At 67.2% G+C, this 17,345-nt stretch carries 19 protein-coding genes and 1 tRNA gene; 13 read left to right on the top strand and 7 right to left on the bottom strand.

The genetic code is table 11. The features are described 5' to 3' along the window. Positions 1-59: 59 nt before the first annotated feature. Both KO481_RS22955 and KO481_RS22950 read left to right on the top strand, forming a co-directional pair. Positions 60-887 carry a class I SAM-dependent methyltransferase gene (locus KO481_RS22955; RefSeq protein ID WP_215919500.1) on the top strand — a complete coding sequence of 276 codons (828 nt, stop codon included), beginning with the start codon at positions 60-62 and terminating at the stop codon, positions 885-887. Further along, positions 884-1,354 carry a MarR family winged helix-turn-helix transcriptional regulator gene (locus tag KO481_RS22950; protein ID WP_308166747.1) on the top strand — a complete coding sequence of 157 codons (471 nt, stop codon included), beginning with the start codon at positions 884-886 and terminating at the stop codon, positions 1,352-1,354. The genes KO481_RS22955 and KO481_RS22950 overlap by 4 nt, the downstream gene beginning before the upstream one ends. A 144-nt stretch (positions 1,355-1,498) precedes the next feature. Here KO481_RS22950 and KO481_RS22945 read toward each other — a convergent pair whose 3' ends face one another. Continuing rightward, entirely contained in the window at positions 1,499-2,686 is a 1,188-nt protein-coding gene (locus tag KO481_RS22945; protein ID WP_245401396.1) for an MFS transporter, read from the bottom strand. Between the two features lie 145 nt (positions 2,687-2,831). Here KO481_RS22945 and KO481_RS22940 point away from each other — a divergent pair, with 145 nt between their 5' ends. The 3 genes from KO481_RS22940 (at position 2,832) to KO481_RS22930 (ending at position 5,625) form a co-directional block, all read left to right on the top strand. Then, positions 2,832-3,692, top strand: coding sequence for a LysR family transcriptional regulator (locus KO481_RS22940; RefSeq protein WP_215919496.1), 861 nt, complete (start codon positions 2,832-2,834; stop codon positions 3,690-3,692). Between the two features lie 120 nt (positions 3,693-3,812). Further along, positions 3,813-4,493 carry a PASTA domain-containing protein gene (locus KO481_RS22935; RefSeq protein WP_215919495.1) on the top strand — a complete coding sequence of 227 codons (681 nt, stop codon included), beginning with the start codon at positions 3,813-3,815 and terminating at the stop codon, positions 4,491-4,493. A 133-nt stretch (positions 4,494-4,626) separates the two neighbouring features. Next, positions 4,627-5,625, top strand: a complete 999-nt coding sequence (locus KO481_RS22930; protein ID WP_215919494.1) for a serine hydrolase — start codon at positions 4,627-4,629, stop codon at positions 5,623-5,625. Here the strand turns inward: KO481_RS22930 and KO481_RS22925 are convergent. Continuing rightward, a complete protein-coding gene (locus KO481_RS22925) occupies positions 5,605-6,846 on the bottom strand; it encodes a kynureninase (protein ID WP_215919493.1) in 1,242 nt (413 codons plus the stop codon). The genes KO481_RS22930 and KO481_RS22925 overlap by 21 nt on opposite strands. Before the next feature lie 157 nt (positions 6,847-7,003). Here KO481_RS22925 and KO481_RS22920 point away from each other — a divergent pair, with 157 nt between their 5' ends. The 6 genes from KO481_RS22920 to KO481_RS22895 all read left to right on the top strand — a co-directional run bounded on the left by KO481_RS22920 (position 7,004) and on the right by KO481_RS22895 (position 10,821). Further along, positions 7,004-7,870 carry an LLM class F420-dependent oxidoreductase gene (locus KO481_RS22920; protein ID WP_215919492.1) on the top strand — a complete coding sequence of 289 codons (867 nt, stop codon included), beginning with the start codon at positions 7,004-7,006 and terminating at the stop codon, positions 7,868-7,870. 72 nt (positions 7,871-7,942) lie between these two features. Next, entirely contained in the window at positions 7,943-8,671 is a 729-nt protein-coding gene (locus tag KO481_RS22915; protein WP_308166745.1) for a uracil-DNA glycosylase, read from the top strand. 580 nt (positions 8,672-9,251) lie between these two features. Then, positions 9,252-9,746, top strand: a complete 495-nt coding sequence (locus KO481_RS22910) for a carboxymuconolactone decarboxylase family protein (protein WP_215919491.1) — start codon at positions 9,252-9,254, stop codon at positions 9,744-9,746. A 132-nt stretch (positions 9,747-9,878) separates the two neighbouring features. Beyond that, positions 9,879-10,091, top strand: a complete 213-nt coding sequence (locus KO481_RS22905) for a hypothetical protein (RefSeq protein ID WP_215919490.1) — start codon at positions 9,879-9,881, stop codon at positions 10,089-10,091. 123 nt (positions 10,092-10,214) lie between these two features. Next, positions 10,215-10,637 carry a hypothetical protein gene (locus tag KO481_RS22900; RefSeq protein WP_215919489.1) on the top strand — a complete coding sequence of 141 codons (423 nt, stop codon included), beginning with the start codon at positions 10,215-10,217 and terminating at the stop codon, positions 10,635-10,637. 110 nt (positions 10,638-10,747) lie between these two features. After that, a tRNA-Pro gene (locus tag KO481_RS22895) sits at positions 10,748-10,821 on the top strand. A 43-nt stretch (positions 10,822-10,864) separates the two neighbouring features. Here KO481_RS22895 and KO481_RS22890 read toward each other — a convergent pair. The 5 genes from KO481_RS22890 to KO481_RS22870 all read right to left on the bottom strand — a co-directional run bounded on the left by KO481_RS22890 (position 10,865) and on the right by KO481_RS22870 (position 14,771). Continuing rightward, complete coding sequence (locus KO481_RS22890) at positions 10,865-12,169, bottom strand: site-specific integrase (protein ID WP_245401305.1); 1,305 nt, start codon at positions 12,167-12,169, stop codon at positions 10,865-10,867. Next, complete coding sequence (locus tag KO481_RS22885) at positions 12,169-12,387, bottom strand: helix-turn-helix domain-containing protein (RefSeq protein ID WP_215919487.1); 219 nt, start codon at positions 12,385-12,387, stop codon at positions 12,169-12,171. Before KO481_RS22885 ends, KO481_RS22890 begins: the two co-directional genes overlap by 1 nt. After that, positions 12,387-12,608, bottom strand: a complete 222-nt coding sequence (locus tag KO481_RS22880; RefSeq protein ID WP_215919485.1) for a helix-turn-helix transcriptional regulator — start codon at positions 12,606-12,608, stop codon at positions 12,387-12,389. The genes KO481_RS22885 and KO481_RS22880 overlap by 1 nt, the downstream gene beginning before the upstream one ends. A 493-nt stretch (positions 12,609-13,101) precedes the next feature. Further along, a complete protein-coding gene (locus KO481_RS22875) occupies positions 13,102-13,824 on the bottom strand; it encodes a hypothetical protein (protein WP_215919483.1) in 723 nt (240 codons plus the stop codon). A 110-nt stretch (positions 13,825-13,934) separates the two neighbouring features. Then, positions 13,935-14,771 (bottom strand): helix-turn-helix domain-containing protein, encoded by an 837-nt coding sequence (locus tag KO481_RS22870; RefSeq protein ID WP_215919481.1) that lies wholly within the window; start codon positions 14,769-14,771, stop codon positions 13,935-13,937. Positions 14,772-14,980: 209 nt separating this feature from the next. On the opposite strand from KO481_RS22870, the gene KO481_RS22865 reads away from it, so the two are divergent. Both KO481_RS22865 and KO481_RS22860 read left to right on the top strand, forming a co-directional pair. Continuing rightward, positions 14,981-15,826, top strand: coding sequence for a GntR family transcriptional regulator (locus tag KO481_RS22865; RefSeq protein ID WP_215919480.1), 846 nt, complete (start codon positions 14,981-14,983; stop codon positions 15,824-15,826). Continuing rightward, a complete protein-coding gene (locus KO481_RS22860; RefSeq protein WP_215919479.1) occupies positions 15,823-16,482 on the top strand; it encodes an HAD family hydrolase in 660 nt (219 codons plus the stop codon). The genes KO481_RS22865 and KO481_RS22860 overlap by 4 nt, the downstream gene beginning before the upstream one ends. Positions 16,483-17,345: the final 863 nt, after the last annotated feature.

Below are 17,345 nucleotides of genomic sequence, written 5' to 3'. Positions count from 1 at the left end.
AGGCCGTTTGTGACCGATCGCGCACGGATGTGGCGTGCGCCCGGCGGTAATGTGACGCCATGCAGACCGGCGAACCGAGCAAGACAGCGATCGCGGTGGCCTGGGCTCGGGCCGATCACCAAACCCTCGACGAGCCACGGATATTCACCGATCCCCTGGCGGCGAAGATCGTCGGCCCGCCCACCGGCCGGCCCGAGATCTTCGACACCGCCCTGGATCCGGATCGGATCCGCACGCGGCGGCTGCTCATCGCCGCCCGCAGCCGCTTCGCCGACGATACCGTGGCGGCCGCGGTCGCCGTCGGAACCCGGCAGGTGGTCGTGCTCGGCGCGGGCCTGGACACCTCGGCCTACCGCAATCCCCACCCCGACGTGCACTTCTTCGAGGTCGACCACCCCGACACCCAAGCGTGGAAACGCACCCGGCTGGCCGAGGCGAGCATCGCGATCCCCGGCACGCTCAGCTACGCTCCGGTCGATTTCGAGCGGGAATCCCTCGCCGACGGCCTGGCCGCGGCCGGATTCGATCGCGCGCGTCCCGCACTGTTCCTGTGGCTAGGGGTGGTGATGTACCTGACCGCGGCGGCGATCGAGAGCACCCTGAGCTATATCGCCGGACAGGGCGGCGGCGGGGAGGTGGTGTTCGACTTTCTGGCTCCGGCGGTGGTGGACGCAGCGGCGCAGCGGGAACGGGCCGAACGTGTCGCCGCGGTCGGCGAACCCTGGCTGACCGCCCGCACCGCCGAGGAATACCGGGCGCAGTTGCACGCGCTGGGCTTCACGCGGGTCGAGGTGCTGTTCGCGGCCCAGGCCATCTCGAACTATTCCGGGCGCCCCGACCCGGGCCCCGCCGACGGACCGGGCCTGATCCACGCGAGCACGGTGTGACACCGCGGCCGCCGGACGAACCCGCCGAAAGCCTCACCGGCCAGCTCGAGTTCGAGACGATGCTGCTCGGGCGATACAGCCTGACCACACAGCGCAGCGCCGCCCGTCTCGATCGCAGCGCGTACACATTGCTGTCCCGGCTGCGCGTCGAGGGCGCAATGTCCATCGGACAGCTGAGCGAGGCCCTGGGCCTGGACACCTCGACGGTGAACCGGCAGACCGCGGCCATGCGGCGCGCCGGGCTGGTGGACCGCATCCCCGATCCCGAGGGCGGCATGGCCCGCAAGTTCCAGGTCAGCGCGGAGGGCGCCCGGCAACTGGAGGCCGACCGGTCGGAGTCCGTTCGACACCTGGACGCCATCCTGGCCGAGTGGTCCCCCGAAGAGCTGAGCGCCTTGGTCGGCTACCTCGAGCGGTTCAACACGGACATCGAGCGCTACCACGGCCGCCCGTGGCCCCGTCCGTAGCCTGGCCCCGACCGACTCCGCGCCGGGGCCACGCGCCCGCCGCCGGGTATCGCGCCTATCCACGATTCCCGCGCTGTCGCACTCAGATCCCTGACGTCGGAGGGATGGCGGCCGAGACGCATGCCGCGGACGGCAGCCGCCGACTCAGTCCGGGGTATCGGCGGTGGTCGCCCGCGCGGGAATGTGCCGGGCGAACGCAGCCCACAGGATGGTACCGAAAACCGTTGCCGCGAAACCGATCTCGCACACCCTCGCCCAGCCGCCGGACTGGTAGGCCCAGCCCGCGGTGACCGATCCGGCAACGCCGCCGAGGAAGTAGGTCACCATGTAGGCGGTGGTCAGGCGGCTGCGCGCGGCCGGATCCAGCGCATAGATCGCGCTCTGGTTGGAGAGCTGGATCCCCTGGATTCCGAAGTCGAAGACCAGCAGCGCCACGATCAGGATCGCGAGTTCGTGCCCGCCCCAGGCCAGCAGCCCCCAGCTGGCCAGCAGCACCACCCAGACCAGCGTCGTCACCGTGCGCAGATGTCCGCGATCGGCGAGCCTGCCCACCACCGGCGCACCCAGCGCACCCGCCACCCCCGCGATGCCGAACAGTCCGATCACGAACTGGGAGTAGTGATATGGGCTGCCGTGCGCCCCCGACAGCAGGAATGCCAGCGCGGTCCAGACCGCGGAGAAGCACGCCATGCCGATGAAACCGAGCGCCATGCGGTGGCGCAACATCGGGTGGCGCCGGATCAGCGCGAGGATCGAGACCAGCACCTCCCCGTACCGCTCCCCCGACGCGGCGCGACCGGTGACCGGCGTGAGCAGATAGACGCTCACCGACATCGCCAGCTGAATTGCCGCGGCGGCGATCAGCACCGACCGCCAGCCGCCGAGCTGCGCGACCGCGCCCGCCAGCACCCGAGACAGGAGGATGCCCAGCAGCAGCCCGCTCATCACGGTGCCGACGATCTCCCCGCGACGCGCCGGTTCGGCCAGCGCCGACGCCCACGGCACCACGACCTGGGCGGCCGAGGCGGTGACGCCGGTGGCGAACACGGCCATCAGCAGGATCGGGAAGGTCGGCGCCGCCGCGGAGACCGCCAGCGCCACGACCGAGGCCGCCAGCAGCGCGGGCACCATCCGGCGGCGCTCGACGAAGTCGCCGAGCGGCACCAGCAGCGCGAGGCCGGACAGGTAGCCCACCTGCGCCGCGCTGACCAGTAGCGCCGCGGTGGCGGTGGAGATCCGAAGGTCGCCCCCGACCTGATGCAGCAGCGGCTGCAGGTAGTAGAGACATCCCGCGGACGAACCGGCCGTCACCGCGAAGACGAGCACGAGCATCCGGGTCAGCCGGGCCTGGGCGGGGGCGGGAGCCGGGGCGGTCGAAATAGTCACTTGTCCATGATCGGCCGCTAGGGCAATCAATGGAAGCGATGAATTTCGATACCCCCATCGACAACATAGATACACAGGTAGGCTGACAGCCATGGAGCTGCGTCAGATCGAATGCTTTCTGGCCTGCCGCGACCTCGGGTCCTTCACCGCGGCAGCCAGATCGCTGAACCTGGTGCAGTCCGCGGTGTCGACGAGCATCGCCAAGCTCGAGCGCGAGCTCGGTGTGCGGCTGTTCGACCGGACGCCCCGTGCGCTCGAGCTCACCGAGTCCGGACGGGCCATGGTCGGGCCCGCCAAGTCCATGCTGCGGGCGCGACGCGAGATCGTCGATGCGATCGATGCCGCGCGCGGCGAGGTCCGCGGCGAGGTGGTGATCGGCAACCTCATGAACATCCGCTCCCTGGACCTGGCCGGCGTGCTCGCCGATATGCACCGGCGCTATCCGGCCCTGACCGTGCAGATGCGCCAGAGCATGGCGGGCGTGCGCGGCAATATCATCGGACTGCTGGACGGCAGCCTCGACATCGCGCTGCTGGCCGGCACCGAGGATGAGATCGCGGGGCTGCGGCTGTATCCGATCAGCGAGGAGACCATCGTGCTGTGCGTACCGCCGCAGCATCGACTCGCGAATATGGCGATCACACCGGAGGCGGTCGCGGGCGTGCGGTTCATCGACTATCCCCCGGGCTGGGGCATCCGCCGCATCGCCGAGGAGTGGTTTCCGCTGCGCCGCCCCGTCATCGAGGTGGCCGACCAGGAGTTCGCGCTCGAGCTGGCGGCCAAGGATTTCGGCGTCGTGCTGGTCCCCCGGTCCGTAGCCGGACGGCATCCGGCGCTCGTCGCATTGGATCCGCAGGCCGGGGCGATTCCATGGAAATTGACCGTGGCGCACGACGCCCAGCGCACGCCCTCACACGCGGCGCAGACGGTAATCGACACGCTCCGAAGGTAATTCGTGCGTCGGCTGCTGCGGCCCCCCGGCCGGCGACCGCGCTCCGGAGGGACCCGGCGTTCGCTCAGAGCGGCATCGCAACCCCTGGGCGGGCGACGGGTGTCAGGTTAACCTTGCAGCATGAGCAAGTCGGAGTCCCACGATGAGGGTGCGGCCGCCTGGCGACGGCTCACGACCCGGCGCGGCAAACCGCGCACCGGCGACGACGCCCTCACCGCGCTGAGCGATATCGGCGCCGTGCGCCGCCTGCTGGATCAGCAGGAACTCGACGCGGTGCGGATCGCGCGACGCGAGTCGAAGTCGTGGGCCGAGATCGCCACCTACCTCGGGGTGACCCGGCAGTCGGCCTGGGAGCGCTGGCGCGACCTCGACGAGCAACCGGAGCGCACGGGACGCCAGGCCGAATCCCCAAGCGCCGCAGGCGAAGTCGATATCGATATCGAAGGCGACACGGTCTCCGACGTGGTCAGCGCCGTCATGCGGGAGCGGCGCAGGCGATCGACGGCTCAGGTGCCCGGCGTACTGGGCCTGGAATACGAGAAGGCCCGGGAGGTCTTGGCGCACAACGCCTTGACGGCCATCAGCGGCGATCCCGGCACGCCCCTGCCGGGTCCGGGCGAATCCGGCTGGATCGTCACCGATCAGAGCCCCGAAGGGGGCGCGCGGGTGCCCGCCGGGTCGCCGGTGCGACTGTGGTTGCGGCGAGACGGCGGCAGCGGCGTGCGCGAACCCCGTCACCCGTTCCCGCCGTTGCGTTCCATTCCGGAACTGCCCGAGCCGAGCGGCCGCACGGCGGACTGACGCGAAATCCTCAGTGCCGCCTGGGCCGAGGCCGAACCGGCGGCCGGTGCGGCTACCGCGTGACAAGGAGGCTTGGCAGCAAGCTGTCATTGCGCTCCCAGCCTGCTCACAGGCCCGCGCGGATACATTAGGTATGCAGACGAAGTCGCCACGCGGGGCGCGCCGTGGAAAGTTGTGGTTCGTCGTCGGCGCGGTCGCCGCCGTCGCGCTCGTCGCCGGAGCCGTGGCGACACCGCTGGCACGAGCCGCGGCGCACGGAACGGTTGCCGCACACCGTAATTCGGCACCCGCCGTCGCGCCCGCGCCACTGCCGCCCTTACCGGGCCTTCCCGCACTGCCGGCGCTACCCGGGCTGCCGTCGACCGGCTCCGCGGGCACCGCCCCCGCCCCGGCGCAGCCCTCGCCCCAGGCGCTGGCACAGCAGATGCAGTCCGCCATCGTCGTGGCCTCGCCCGGCACCCAGGTCGGCATCGACGTCGTCGACACCGGCACCGGCGCCACGGTCGCCGAGCTCAACAGCGGCGGGCAGTTCTACACGGCCTCGGTGGTGAAGCTGCTGATCGCCCTGGACGAGCTGAATTCCCAAGGCTGGCAGGCCGATCCGGCGACCGCGTCCCAGCTGGATCAGATGCTCTCGACCAGTGACGACGGTATCGCGGATGCGCTGTGGGACACCGACGGCGGCGGCGCGATCGTGAGCCGGATGGCCGGACTGCTCGGGCTGACCGGCACCCAGCCGCCCTCGGATCCCGACCAGTGGGGCGAAACTCTCACCACCGCACAGGATGTCGTGGCGATCTATCGCTACCTGGACACCGCGGTGCCCGCGCCGGCCCGCGACGTGATCATGAACGGCCTGCAGGGCGCGCAGCAGACCGCCGCCGACGGCACCGATCAGTATTTCGGCATCCCCGACGGGTTGTCCGGCACCGACTGGGCCATCAAGCAGGGCTGGATGTCCCTGGACAGCGGCACCACGCTGGACACCACCGGCCTGGTCGGCGCGGGCCCCGGTAAGCCGATGCACTACGCGGTCGTCGTGCTCAGCTCGCAGCCCGCCTCGGTCAGCTGGAGCAACGGCGGAGCCGCGCTCACCGCGGGCGTGCGGGTCCTACAGGGCAGGCTGGTCTGACCGGACCAGTTCCTCGCGGACGGCGATGATGCCCACGGTCACCTCGCGGAAGCTGGTGGACAGCGGACTCAGGCCCAGTCGCAGGCCGCGCGGCGGCCGGAAGTCCGGAATCACGCCCCGATTCCACAGCTTCGCCGTGAGCTCCGCGAACCTCGGGTGGTCGATCATGAGGTGCCCGCCGCGCCGCTCCGGCTCGAGCGGCGAGCTGATCTCGGCACCCAGCGGCACCAGGTGCTCGCGCACGAGCTCGAGCGCATAGCCGGTCAGCGCAACGGATTTGGCGCGCACCGCGGCCATGCCGGCCGTGCCGATCAGTTCGAGGGTGTCCTGAATCGCGAGCATGCCCAGGATCGGTGGCGTGCCGCTGAGCATCCGCCGGATCCCTTGTGCCGGTTCGTATCCCTGCGCCATCTCGAACGGCTGGTCACGCCCCATCCAGCCCCACACCGGCTGGCGGAAGTCGTCGAGATACTCCGCCCGCACGTAGGCGAACGCGGGCGACCCCGGGCCGCCGTTGAGATATTTGTAGGTGCATCCGACCGCGAAATCCACTCCCCAGGAATCGAGTTCGAGCGGCACCGAGCCGACCGAATGACACAGATCCAGCAGCAGCAGGGCGCCGGCGTCGTGCGTCACCTGCGCCGCGGCCGCGGCATCCAGCAGATAGGCCGACCGGTAGGCGACGTGGCTGAGCACCACCAGCGCCGTGCGCTCGGAGACCGCGGCGGCGAGTTCCTGCGCGTCGACCCCGCCGCGCGGGTCCGATTCGATCCAGCGCAGGGTCAGGCCGAGGTCGTGGGCGATGGACTCGAGCACATAGCGGTCGGTGGGGAAGTTGTCGCGGTCCACCACGATCTCGGTGCGCCCCGGGCGCATCGCGAGCGCGCCGCGGGCAAGTTTGTACAGCAGGACCGTGGTGGAGTCGCCGATCGTCGTCTGCCCGGCGGCCGCACCGAGAACCGTGGCGGCGAGCATGTCGCCCATCGCGATCGGCATGTCGAACCACTGCTCGTCCCAGCCGCGGATCAGGCGTCCGCCCCAGTCCTCCACGATGAACGCCTTGATCCGGTCGAGGCTGGCTCGCAGCGGGCGGCCCAGCGAATTCCCGTCCAGGTAGGCGGGTATCGACGAATCCTGCGCGCCGACGAACAGATCGCGATACGAGTGCAGGGGATCCGCGGCGTCCAGGGCCGCCGCCCGGGCGAGTGCAGGTGTGGTCATCAGCGTCCGATCTCGTGGTGTACGGGCGAAGAGTAACGAACAGCCGCCCGGTCCGACGCGGAGATGCGGTTTCCGGGATCCTGACAGCTGAACTGTTCAGTTCTAACTGTTTAGTCTAGACTTGTGATTGTCACAGCCGACGAAAGGGACCACCACCATGCACTTCGGCATCCACTACATCGACTTCCTGCCGGGCGATCCCGCCGCACTCGGCCCGATGCTGGGCCGCACCGCGGTCGCCGCCGAACAGGCGGGCGCGGACATGTTCACCCTCGCCGACCACTTCTTCCAGATGGAGACCGTCGGCAAGGCCGAGGATCCGTTCCTCGAGGGCTACACCAGCATGGGCTTCCTGGCCGCGCAGACCGAGCGCATCGCACTGACCATGCTGGTCACCGGCGTCACCTACCGGTATCCCGGCCTACTCGCCAAGATCGCGACCACCCTGGACGTGCTCTCGCAGGGCAGATCCATGCTCGGCCTGGGCGCGGCCTGGTACGAGCGCGAGCACACCGCGCTGGGCGTGCCGTATCCCCCGCTGCGCGACCGGTTCGAGATGCTCGAGGAGACGCTGCAGATCTGCCTGCAGATGTGGAGCGAAAACGACGGCCCCTACGAGGGCAAGCACTACCGGCTGGCCGAGACGATCTGCCGGCCGCAGCCGATCCGGCGGCCGCCGATCTACCTGGGCGGGAGCGGGGAGAAGAAGACCCTGCGCATGGTCGCGCAGTACGCGGACCTGTGGAACACCACCTCGCCCCTGCCGGAGCTGCCGCACAAGCTCGACGTGCTGCGCCGCCACTGCGACGCCGTCGGCCGGGACTTCGCCGAAATCCGGCTGACGGGAGGCCAATTCATGGACCCGTTCGCCGATCCGGACACCTATCTGAAGACCGCCGAGGAGTACGCCGCGCTCGGCTTCGACCTGATCAACATCGGCCCGCTGCCCGGCAATCCGGACCCTGCGGGCTGGGTCACCCGGTACGGAGAAGAGATTGCTCCACGGCTGGCCGAGATCGGCTGAGCATCGGACCGATTCGCCGCACAGTCCACCCCCGCGGCCGGCGCGTGAGCATCCGGCCTGGACAATGGTTTCGTGCCCCGATGCGAGTCGATCGCCGAATTGGACGGCGCGGTGGCAGACTGCCGCGCCTGTCCTCGGCTGGTCGCATGGCGCGAGGAGACCGCACGCACCAAGCGGGCCGCGTATCGCGACGAAACCTATTGGGGGCGACCGGTTCCCGGGTTCGGCCCGGCCGACGCGCCGCTGCTGATCGTCGGTCTGGCCCCGGCCGCGCACGGCGGCAACCGTACCGGACGCATGTTCACCGGCGATCGCAGCGGCGACGTGCTGTACGCGGCGATGTACACCGCGGGACTGGCCAATCAGCCGACCGCGACCCACCGCGACGACGGCTTGCGCCTGCTGGGCGCCCGGGTGACCGCGCCGGTGCACTGCGCACCGCCGGACAACAAACCCACCCCGTCCGAGCGCGACAACTGCCGCCATTGGCTGAGGATCGAACTCGAACTGCTGGCGCCCACCCTGCGGGCGATCGTCGTGCTGGGCGGATGGGGCTGGCAGGCGCTGTTCCCCACGCTGGCCGAAGCGGGCTGGGGCGTGCCGCGTCCACGTCCGAAATTCGGCCACGGCGTGCGGTATCGGATCGAGCCCGAGCTGCCGGGGCGGTCCGAACTCACCGTATTCGGCTCGTATCACGTGAGCCAGCAGAACACCTTCACCGGACGGCTCACGCCCGCGATGCTGGAGGCCGTGTTGATCGATGCCGCTCATGCCGCAGGACTGCAGGGCCCACCGAATTGATGCGGCCCGGGCAGGGCAATCTCTGCGCGCCAACGAATCTCGGCCCCGCCCGTCGGATTCCCGAAGTAGCCATGGGTTTCCTTGCACGCAGTACATCCCGGCAACGCACAGAACCCCGGGGTGGTCGCCCGGGGTTCTGAGGTGTGGGTCACGTTGTGCGCGACCCGGATTCGACCGAATCGGGATGAGGGACCGCCCGGTCGAAGTTGGTGAGCGACTATCCGAAGGATCCCGTCCACAGGGTGCCGAGAATCCCATTGACTGCGGCACTTCCCGTGCCGAGCAGACCGGAAAGAGCCGCACTGCCGGTGTCGATGATTACCGGGATCATATTTCTACCTCTCGTCCAATGGAATTCATGTCACTCTCGCAAGCTGGTGTTGCTTCCGATTGGCACCACTCTGCCGTCCCGAACTGACCACGAGCCGTTAGGAAGCTGACAGTTAGCTGTCAGCGGCTCCGCGGCTGGAGAAGGCGTTCGGCCGCCATGTGACCCTCCTCACTCCGCAGAGCTGTCACAAGAACGGACTCGCCGCCATCTCATGTGCATCCCCGGAAAGCGGAAATACAGGAGACAGTCATGAACCCCAGAATCGATATGATGGGCAACGAATTCGCGGCCAAGTTCGGCAAGAGGTTCGCCGGAGTCAGCCTGATGCTCGATCAGTCCACGCTGCCGAAAACTGTCCAGGAGCTGGTCAAGATCCGCGCCAGCCAGATCAACGGATGCGGATTCTGCACCGATATGCACACCAAGGACGCCGCGGCCGCGGGCGAGACGCCGGTTCGCCTCAACCTGATCGCCGCATGGCGCGAGGCCACGGTGTTCACGGACGCCGAGCGCGCGGTCCTGGCATTCACCGAGAAGGGCACCCGCCTGGCCGACCTGCACCAGGGCGTCAGCGACGACACCTGGGACCAGGTGCGCAAGCATTTCGACGACGATCAACTCGTCGCGCTGGTGTGCCTGCTCGGCATGATCAACGCCGCCAACCGGATGAATGTGATCGTGCGGATGCCCGCGGGCTCCTACGAGCCCGGAATGTTCGCCGAAATGGTGAAGAGCGCCGGGTAATCAATGCCGGAGCCAGGTCCCGGATCCCTTGCGATCCGGGACCGGTGACCATCGCCACTTCTCATTCGATGCCACCGACCGCTCGGTCTGCTTCAAGTAGAATTGATTCTTTCCGTGCAATGAAGGAATCCCGTGGACGATCTCACCGTGACCCGAGCAATTTCCGATTTCGACAAGGCGGTCGTCGAACTGCTGCGAGCCTCGGGATGGCTCCACCACGTACACAACTCCGCATCCGGCGCCCCCGCGGCAGCGCCCGAACTTCTGGCCGCCGCCAAGGACCGGCTCGAGGCGATAACACTGCAGCCGGGCGTCTTCGACCACCTCTATCACGAGGCCGCCTGACGCGAATCCCCACACCGCACTCCACATCTCGCTCGCCGGAAGTGCTGCCGGTCCCGCGCAATGCCGCTACGGTGTTGGGCGACAAGCCTGTTCCGCGTGGTCTATGTGAACAAAGGAATACAGATGCGACGTGCAGTGTGGATTCTCGCCGCGGGAACCGTGGCGCTCGCAGCGCCCGGCTCGGCCTCGGCGGCCCCCGCATTGGCCGCGCCCGACGTGCAGTTCACTGCCTCGGGCCCCGGCGCGATCACCGCGACCGTACACAACAAGAACACCCAGAAGGGCACGGTCTGCTGGGCGGTGAACGCCGACAGCAACGCCACCTTCGGCTCCGGCGGCGCCGATTCGTACGCCGGCCCCGGCCAGACGATCAGGGTCTCCCTCCTGAACCTCCCCGCCGGCCCCGTCCACGCCGTGGCGTACTGCGCCTACCACACTCCCCCGCTCGGCTCGCACGACTACACCTCGTCCGCCCCCACCCCGCCCGCGACGATCAACGTCACCCCCGGCGGCGGCGGAATCTCCTCCCTCAGCAGCGGCATGTAGCCCTCGCCCCACCCCCCGAACCACCCCCCACAACCCGCCGTACGGTGGCGATTTGGCTGAACCGGGGGGTGGTGGGGTAATCTCGTCGAGCACCGCAAAAGCGGAGGCCACGGGCTGTGGCGCAGCTTGGTAGCGCACCTGACTGGGGGTCAGGTGGTCGCAGGTTCAAATCCTGTCAGCCCGACAAAGAAAAACCCCTTCCGACCAGCATCGGAAGGGGTTTTCTGTTATTCGACTACCCGTAGCCTTGGGGCCAATCTGGGGCCACTCGGCGTATCGGGTGGGTATTCGGGCACTTCGGGGCCGTTCGTGAGGAATCGCGACACCCGTTGCCCGTCGTCCTGGAGGGCCTTGATGTTGGGGTGCAGGTACCGCTGGGTGATGCGCGGATCGGTGTGTCCGGCAATGGCCTGAAGCCGATGTAGCGGTACCCCAGCGTCGGCGAACCAGGTGAGTCCGGTGTGCCGCAGATCGTGCCGCCGGAGATGCTCGTACCCGAGTTTCGTTACAACGTCGTCCCAATGGGTCGCGTCCCGGAGTACGCCGGTGGCGATCCGCCCGCCGCGCGGGCCGACGAACAGCCGCGCGTTCAGCAGGGCCTCGGTCCGCTCATCCGCGCTCGCGCTGCGTAGCGACGGGTCCGCGGCGACCCGTGCTCGGGCTTCGGCGATCCGTCGCAGGATCAAGGGCCGGATTTCCGCGATCAGTGGAACCGACCGCGCCCGTTTGCCTTTCGTGCGTTTGTCCATCATTCCGCCCGGCCCCGGTGTGGTCTGGCGACGCAACGTCCAGATCCATTCGTCCGTGTCGATGTCGCGGATACGGCAGCCCGATACTTCGCCGATCCGGCTGGCGGTGCAGGCCGCGAATTCGACCGCATCGCCCCAGCCCTGGAAAGCGCCGGCCGATGCTTCCACGAGAGCTTTGGACAGCTGCCGAAGCACGTCCCAGTCCGGCAGCGCGAGGGCGCGCGGATCATCGATCTCGTCCTCGGTCTTCACGAGCTGGCGTTGCCACCCGGTGACATTGACCCGGTTGCGGTCGATCACCTCGTCTCGTACCGCCTGGTCGAGCACCCGAGCCAACGCCGCGAGCGTGTTCTTGATGGTCGATTCGCTGCACCCGGCCTTGATCCATTTCGTGACGGCACGATCCACGACACCAGTCGTCACCATCGTGATCGGCAAGTGCCCCAGGGACTTCACGACCCGCAACCGCCAACCGGGGCCGTAGACATCCAGCGTCTTCGGCTCGGTTCCACGCATTGCGATGTCCCAGTGGGCATTTCCGAATTCGGCCAGCGTGGACGTGGCGGTCTTCGGGTGGACTCCGCGGGCGGCGGCCTGCTCGATACCTTCGACCCAGGCCCGCCCTTCGTCCTCCGTCGCGAATGACTCAGATTTCGAATCACGTCGTTTCGTAACCGGATCGGTCCATCGGACCCGCGCCCGGCATCGTCCTGACTTACCGCGGACCTCGACGTAGCCGGTGATAGCTACACCGAGCGGAACCACGTCCACCTGGCCGTCCATTACGCAACCCTCGGGTCGATACGCTTGCTGTTCAGGTACTCCATGAGGTCAGCGCCGCTGTAGCGGGTGGTCCGGCCGGAGAGGGTGACGAACGGCGGGCCTTGCGGCGGGCTGGCGGTGCGCCAGCGCCGCAGGCTCGAAGCGTCCACTTTCAACAGCGCGGCGACTTCCTCGGTGGTGTACCAGATCGAGGGTCGAATCTGCTCCTCGGTGCTCATCACTGCCTCTCCCCCATCCCGGCCTGTGCGGCTTCCTGCGCGGCGATCCATGCTCGGATGCCGCTTTCGCGCCAGACGCGGCGGCGCCCGAGTTTGAAGCTGGCGGGCTTGGTCTTGTCGCCGATGTGCGCCCAGTAGCGCCACGTCGAGGCGGGGATACCGGTCAGCGCCTCGCAGTCGGGGGCCTGCAGAAGCCGATCGTCGGTCGTGGTGGGGTTCATGTCAGTTCTCAACTTTCGTAATGGGTAGACAGTGGGATAGGAGGAAGACGGGGGCGGCTGGACGGCTGTCAACCGGGACAAGGACGGTTGGTAACCCGCTGTCCAGCGCTGTCAACCCGTTCGGGTCGCTGTCCAGCGGAGCCGAACCGCTGTCCAGTCATGGACTCCACCGAAGAAACGGCGTATTGTGCCCGACCATTTCGAGCCGAAAGAGTGCATTTCCACTGATCAGATGCCCTCACGTGGTTAGGATTTCCGGATTGGACAGGCTGTCCACCACGCGCCGATCGGTTGACAGCCTGTCCACCGCGCGGCCCGCCCGACGCGAATTCCACCGCGTCGGAAGCGGTGTCGATACCGCCGAACTTGATCACGCGGGCGGGCGGCTGGACGGTCCTGTCCAGCCAGTGTTGACAGCCGTCAAGTCGCTCCCGAGCCGAGTGGACGCTGTTGCCACCCATGGGCGGGCGGCTGGACAGGACTGTCAAGGCGTTCACGGCTGTGTCCAGTCGCCGCCGACGACCAACCGCAGAGCGGGCCGAGAGTCCGCGCCAGCGCGCGGCTTGGCCAGGAACTTGTCCAGATCCTCCAGCCGTGCGTCCGGGCCGGTCGTCACGTCCAGCCCTTGCGCGGCTTCGCGGATGACGTTCTTCACCCGCTCGCCCCGGCAGTAGTAGACCAGGCCCTCGCACCCGCCGCGCTCCGCGGCCTGGTGGGCACCGAGCACCGACGCCAGCGCCACCGTTTTCACGGTCTTCGGGGTTAGCTCGACCTCGACCGCCCACCAGCCGCCCTCGGGCTTCCGGTAGCGGCCATCGTGGATGTGCGGGCGGGCAACCCCGAACCTGGTCGGGCCGACATCGTGTCGCAAGGTCCGCTCGGAGATCCACCGCTCCGAGTCCAGGCCGACCAACGCCAGCCGCACCCGCAACACCGAGGTCAGATGGTCGACCATGTGCAGCGTCGGCGCCCAGTGCCGAACCTGGAAACCCAGGTACTTCTCGGCGGTCACGGTCGTGGGAACCACCCACCCCGGCCCCGGAATCGGCCACTGCAACGGCCCGATCAGACCAGCCTCACGCCACCGCAGGGCCAGCTTCCGCGCCGACCGCATGGACACCCCATGCATGTCGGCAACCAAGTCCAGCGGCGCGCCGTAATGCTCGGACAGAACCGTCAAACTCACGATGTCGCGAGGCCTGATACGAACAGTCATCGGCTCACTCCTTCCATCGGCATTCGCGTGAAAAATGTTGCCCAACAACGGAAACAGAGACTGAGGGGACGACATCAGGACAGAGCAGGACTTCCTGGGACATCCTCGGGTCACCGCTCGATCCCGTCCCGGTCTTTGGCAAGGGCGGCGGCCAGGGCACTGCCTGGCTGGTAGTCCGCCAGCGCCGACCGCTGCGGCGGTATCCAGCTCATCAGTTCCCGCATCCGCGCCTCGCCGACCGCGTTAGTCTCAGGCTCACGTTCGATGCCCGGCAGTTCGTGAACTGTCGCAAGAGATTTCGGCTCACGATCGGGTTCCGACTGCCGGGGCGCTTCGGTGCTCGACTGCGCCGCCGGACGCATTCCGAGCCGCTCTCCCCGGATCGTGCGGCCGTCCCAGGTCGTCTCATAGCACCACTCCGACCCCTCCGGCGGCTTCTTGCCGTCATCCACCCACCCCACTGGCGGCGTGGACGACTGGCTCGGCGCACCACCCCTGACCACATCGCCTTTCTGCGGCCAGAGTTCGGATTCCGGGATGCCTACCTCAATCGCGGTAGCACTCTTAAACCTCGGATGTGGCAGCGTGCCCCGAGAGATCCACCGCTGCACCGTATGCGGATTGATCTCCAGCTTCTCGGCCAACTGCTCAGGTGTGATCCGGGCCTTGAACAACGCTTCCCGCAAGCGGGAGTTCTCACCCGCCGGCCGCGGCCGACTGCTTCGCTTAAAGCCGCCCGGCCACAACGCTTGCTCTTCGACTCCCACCGCTTCCGATATGCGATGCTGATGCGCCGGATACGGAGTCCGACCGTTCACGATCCACCGCTCGACTGTCTTCGGATCGACCTGGATCTTCTCGGCCAACTCCTCGCGAGTCAGACCAGCCTCCGACAGCGCGTGAGCGAGGCGCTGGTTCGGCGTTAACTGCCGCTCTACACTGGACATGCTTCAGGGACCTCCAATTCCCTCTGAAGTGCACGAATGCTGAAGCGGCTGCGAACCGCTTTGGCGCTCGACTCCCCGGTAGCTACCAACTGCCGGGGAGTTTTCTAGCTTTTCTAGCCAAGTTGAGCGTAGCCGGTCATCACTGCCAACGCAACCGATTCTTCTAGGCTGCCTAGAAAGGTGCGGCAATGTGCAGCTAGGCTATGGCCATGGACGCACTCGACCCTGACGACCCGCGCCCGCCCTACATCCAGGTCGCGAACAACCTGCGGGCGGCCATCCTGACCCGCAAGTTCACGCCAGGCGAAAAGCTGCCGTCTGGACCGCAGCTCGCGGACCGGTATGGCGTCGCGCGGATGACGATTCAGCAGGCGATTCGGGTGCTACGCGACGAGGGCCTCATCGTGTCGAGGCAGGGTAGCGGCGTTTTCGTGCGTGAGCGCACAGAACGCCCAGTCGGGCTTCGGCCCCACATCGAACGGGCCTTCGGCGAGTCAGTTGTCACGATCGACTTTGCAGGCTTCTCTGGGGAGACATTGCACGGCGCGATTGCCGAGCCGATCGACAAGATCCGCGATGGCCGTCTGCGACCGGATTCGCTCCAGGTGCGGCTGCTCGTTCCCGACGCCTCGAAGCCCTGGGCCTTGCCCGCCCGCGTCGACGACTTGACCGATAGTCCAGACTTCCGCCAGCGTGCGACGCGGATCATGGAGCGCCACGCCCTCGCGGTTGTGGATGCAGTCAACGAACTGGTAAACCTGGGTTTGATATCGAGCGCGACGGCGGAAGTCCGGACATATCCAGCGGTACCGCTGTTCAAGCTCTACATCTTGAACGGCACGTACGCCTTCTTCGGGTACTACCCAGTCCAGGAACACTCGCTGAAGTTTGGCGACGAGACGGTCGGAATCTGGGATCTGATGGGGAAGGACACGACGCTGTTCGAGTTCTCGCAACAGTCGGACCCAGATGCCCGCGACGCTCAATTCGTCCGGCAGTCCCAGATGTGGTTCGAAAGCATCTGGACCACCGTGGCGGAGGAATACCACCGTTGACGCCCGCCGATGCCCTCGTAGGCGGCCGTACGGTCGTGCTGGTCGACTTCGACGGGCCGATCTGCCGGGTCTTCTCGGGGATCTCCAATCGTGTCGCTGCCCAGGCGCTACGCGCCGAAATTGATCGACCGATGCCGGCATCCGTTCAGGCAGCTTCGGACCCGTTCGACGTCCTGAAGTTCGCGGCAAGTATCGGACCAGTCGAAGCTGCCAGGGTCGAGCAGCGGTTCCAACTGGTCGAGCGAGACGCGGTTTCGGTCGCGGCTCCGACTGAGGAGGCTGCGGACGTGATCGTGCAGCTTCGCCGCCTCGGGCATCGACTTGCGGTCGTGAGTAACAACTCAGATAGTGCCGTCGAGCTGTACCTTTCTCGGCGCGGACTGCTCGGCAGTTTTGATGGCATTTACGGCCGCAGTTCCGCCGATGTTTCGCAGCTGAAGCCGAGCCCCTTCCTCTTGCGCCGCGCCGTCGCGGACCTCCAAACGACCCCGGATGACTGCGTATTCGTTGGGGACTCCGTCACGGATATCGAGGCGGCGCAAGCGGCCGATATGGTGTCGGTCGGGTACGCAAACCGCCCTGAAAAGACTGCGTCTCTCGCTGATGCCGGCGCTACCTCCGTGATCGGCCGAATGGGACAGCTGCTCCCCGCATAAGCGGCAACTCCCCGCTGTGTTTCGTTACACCGTGTGCGGCCGTCGAGTTTCGTTACATCCCCGCGTAAGAGGGTCTTGATGCATATGCATCAATCCTGCGGCGGCCGTGGCCCGACAGATCGTTGATGCGTATGCATCAACCCCCGGACGCACGGTAGACCCGACCTGTCCGGTCATTGATGCATACGCATCAACCATTAGCCGCACTAACAAACACAACTTGACCAGCTGAAAGCGCCGCCGAAGGCAAGGCGATACGTCTACCAACGCAACCCACACGCAAACCCACCGATACGCACCCAACCCAACCACTTCTTTTTCTCTCAACCACACACCAACCTCACCTTTACTTGATCTTTTGATTTCTGATTGCTCACCCACCCCACCCCTCTACGACATCTCGTGCACACGAAGTGGGTATGAGATGTCGTAGAGGGGTGGGGTGGGTGAGTGAGCAGAAATCATGCCCTTCAACCAGCTCACGGCATGTTGACATGGCATTGGACACTGTAAAACAAGCGGCCGTGCTTGGACCGTCTCTGGCCGGTCTCTGGCCCACTTCAGCAGCGCGGAAAAACGCCCAAAACCGGCATCCGATCGACGGATCGCCGGACCTCGTGAACACGAAGGGAAGGCCCTTCCTTGGCTCTCAGCCTGAGCCCGGCTCGCCACTTGTTCAAGGGCGCTCCTTCGTCGCGTCGGCTCCGCCGATGGCCTGCGGCCACCCTTGAGCAAGCACCGATCCGTGCTCGTAAAGCCTTCGGAGGAAGGGCCGGGGGGACGGTCAGGGGAGATGTCCCGTCGGCCGCCGACGATCGAACCACGATGCCGACGCGCCGACCCTCGGGCCCGCTGCCACGGCC

This window comes from Nocardia albiluteola, assembly GCF_018860155.1.
In the GTDB taxonomy this organism is placed as follows: domain Bacteria; phylum Actinomycetota; class Actinomycetes; order Mycobacteriales; family Mycobacteriaceae; genus Nocardia; species Nocardia albiluteola.
Note: the sequence above shows the minus strand (reverse complement) of the source record. Positions and strands in the feature narration are given on the sequence as shown.

What these genes read in the sequence shown, in the direction of transcription:
- KO481_RS22870 (WP_215919481.1), bottom strand. Translation starts at nt 14,771, where the DNA reads ATGTCCAGTGTAGAGCGGCAGTTAACGCCGAACCAGCGCCTCGCTCAC.
- KO481_RS22935 (WP_215919495.1), top strand. Translation starts at nt 3,813, where the DNA reads ATGAGCAAGTCGGAGTCCCACGATGAGGGTGCGGCCGCCTGGCGACGG.
- KO481_RS22940 (WP_215919496.1), top strand. Translation starts at nt 2,832, where the DNA reads ATGGAGCTGCGTCAGATCGAATGCTTTCTGGCCTGCCGCGACCTCGGG.
- KO481_RS22945 (WP_245401396.1), bottom strand. Translation starts at nt 2,686, where the DNA reads ATGCTCGTGCTCGTCTTCGCGGTGACGGCCGGTTCGTCCGCGGGATGT.
- KO481_RS22910 (WP_215919491.1), top strand. Translation starts at nt 9,252, where the DNA reads ATGAACCCCAGAATCGATATGATGGGCAACGAATTCGCGGCCAAGTTC.
- KO481_RS22890 (WP_245401305.1), bottom strand. Translation starts at nt 12,169, where the DNA reads ATGGACGGCCAGGTGGACGTGGTTCCGCTCGGTGTAGCTATCACCGGC.
- KO481_RS22920 (WP_215919492.1), top strand. Translation starts at nt 7,004, where the DNA reads ATGCACTTCGGCATCCACTACATCGACTTCCTGCCGGGCGATCCCGCC.
- KO481_RS22880 (WP_215919485.1), bottom strand. Translation starts at nt 12,608, where the DNA reads ATGAACCCCACCACGACCGACGATCGGCTTCTGCAGGCCCCCGACTGC.
- KO481_RS22865 (WP_215919480.1), top strand. Translation starts at nt 14,981, where the DNA reads ATGGACGCACTCGACCCTGACGACCCGCGCCCGCCCTACATCCAGGTC.
- KO481_RS22885 (WP_215919487.1), bottom strand. Translation starts at nt 12,387, where the DNA reads ATGAGCACCGAGGAGCAGATTCGACCCTCGATCTGGTACACCACCGAG.
- KO481_RS22900 (WP_215919489.1), top strand. Translation starts at nt 10,215, where the DNA reads ATGCGACGTGCAGTGTGGATTCTCGCCGCGGGAACCGTGGCGCTCGCA.
- KO481_RS22930 (WP_215919494.1), top strand. Translation starts at nt 4,627, where the DNA reads ATGCAGACGAAGTCGCCACGCGGGGCGCGCCGTGGAAAGTTGTGGTTC.
- KO481_RS22875 (WP_215919483.1), bottom strand. Translation starts at nt 13,824, where the DNA reads ATGACTGTTCGTATCAGGCCTCGCGACATCGTGAGTTTGACGGTTCTG.
- KO481_RS22955 (WP_215919500.1), top strand. Translation starts at nt 60, where the DNA reads ATGCAGACCGGCGAACCGAGCAAGACAGCGATCGCGGTGGCCTGGGCT.
- KO481_RS22925 (WP_215919493.1), bottom strand. Translation starts at nt 6,846, where the DNA reads ATGACCACACCTGCACTCGCCCGGGCGGCGGCCCTGGACGCCGCGGAT.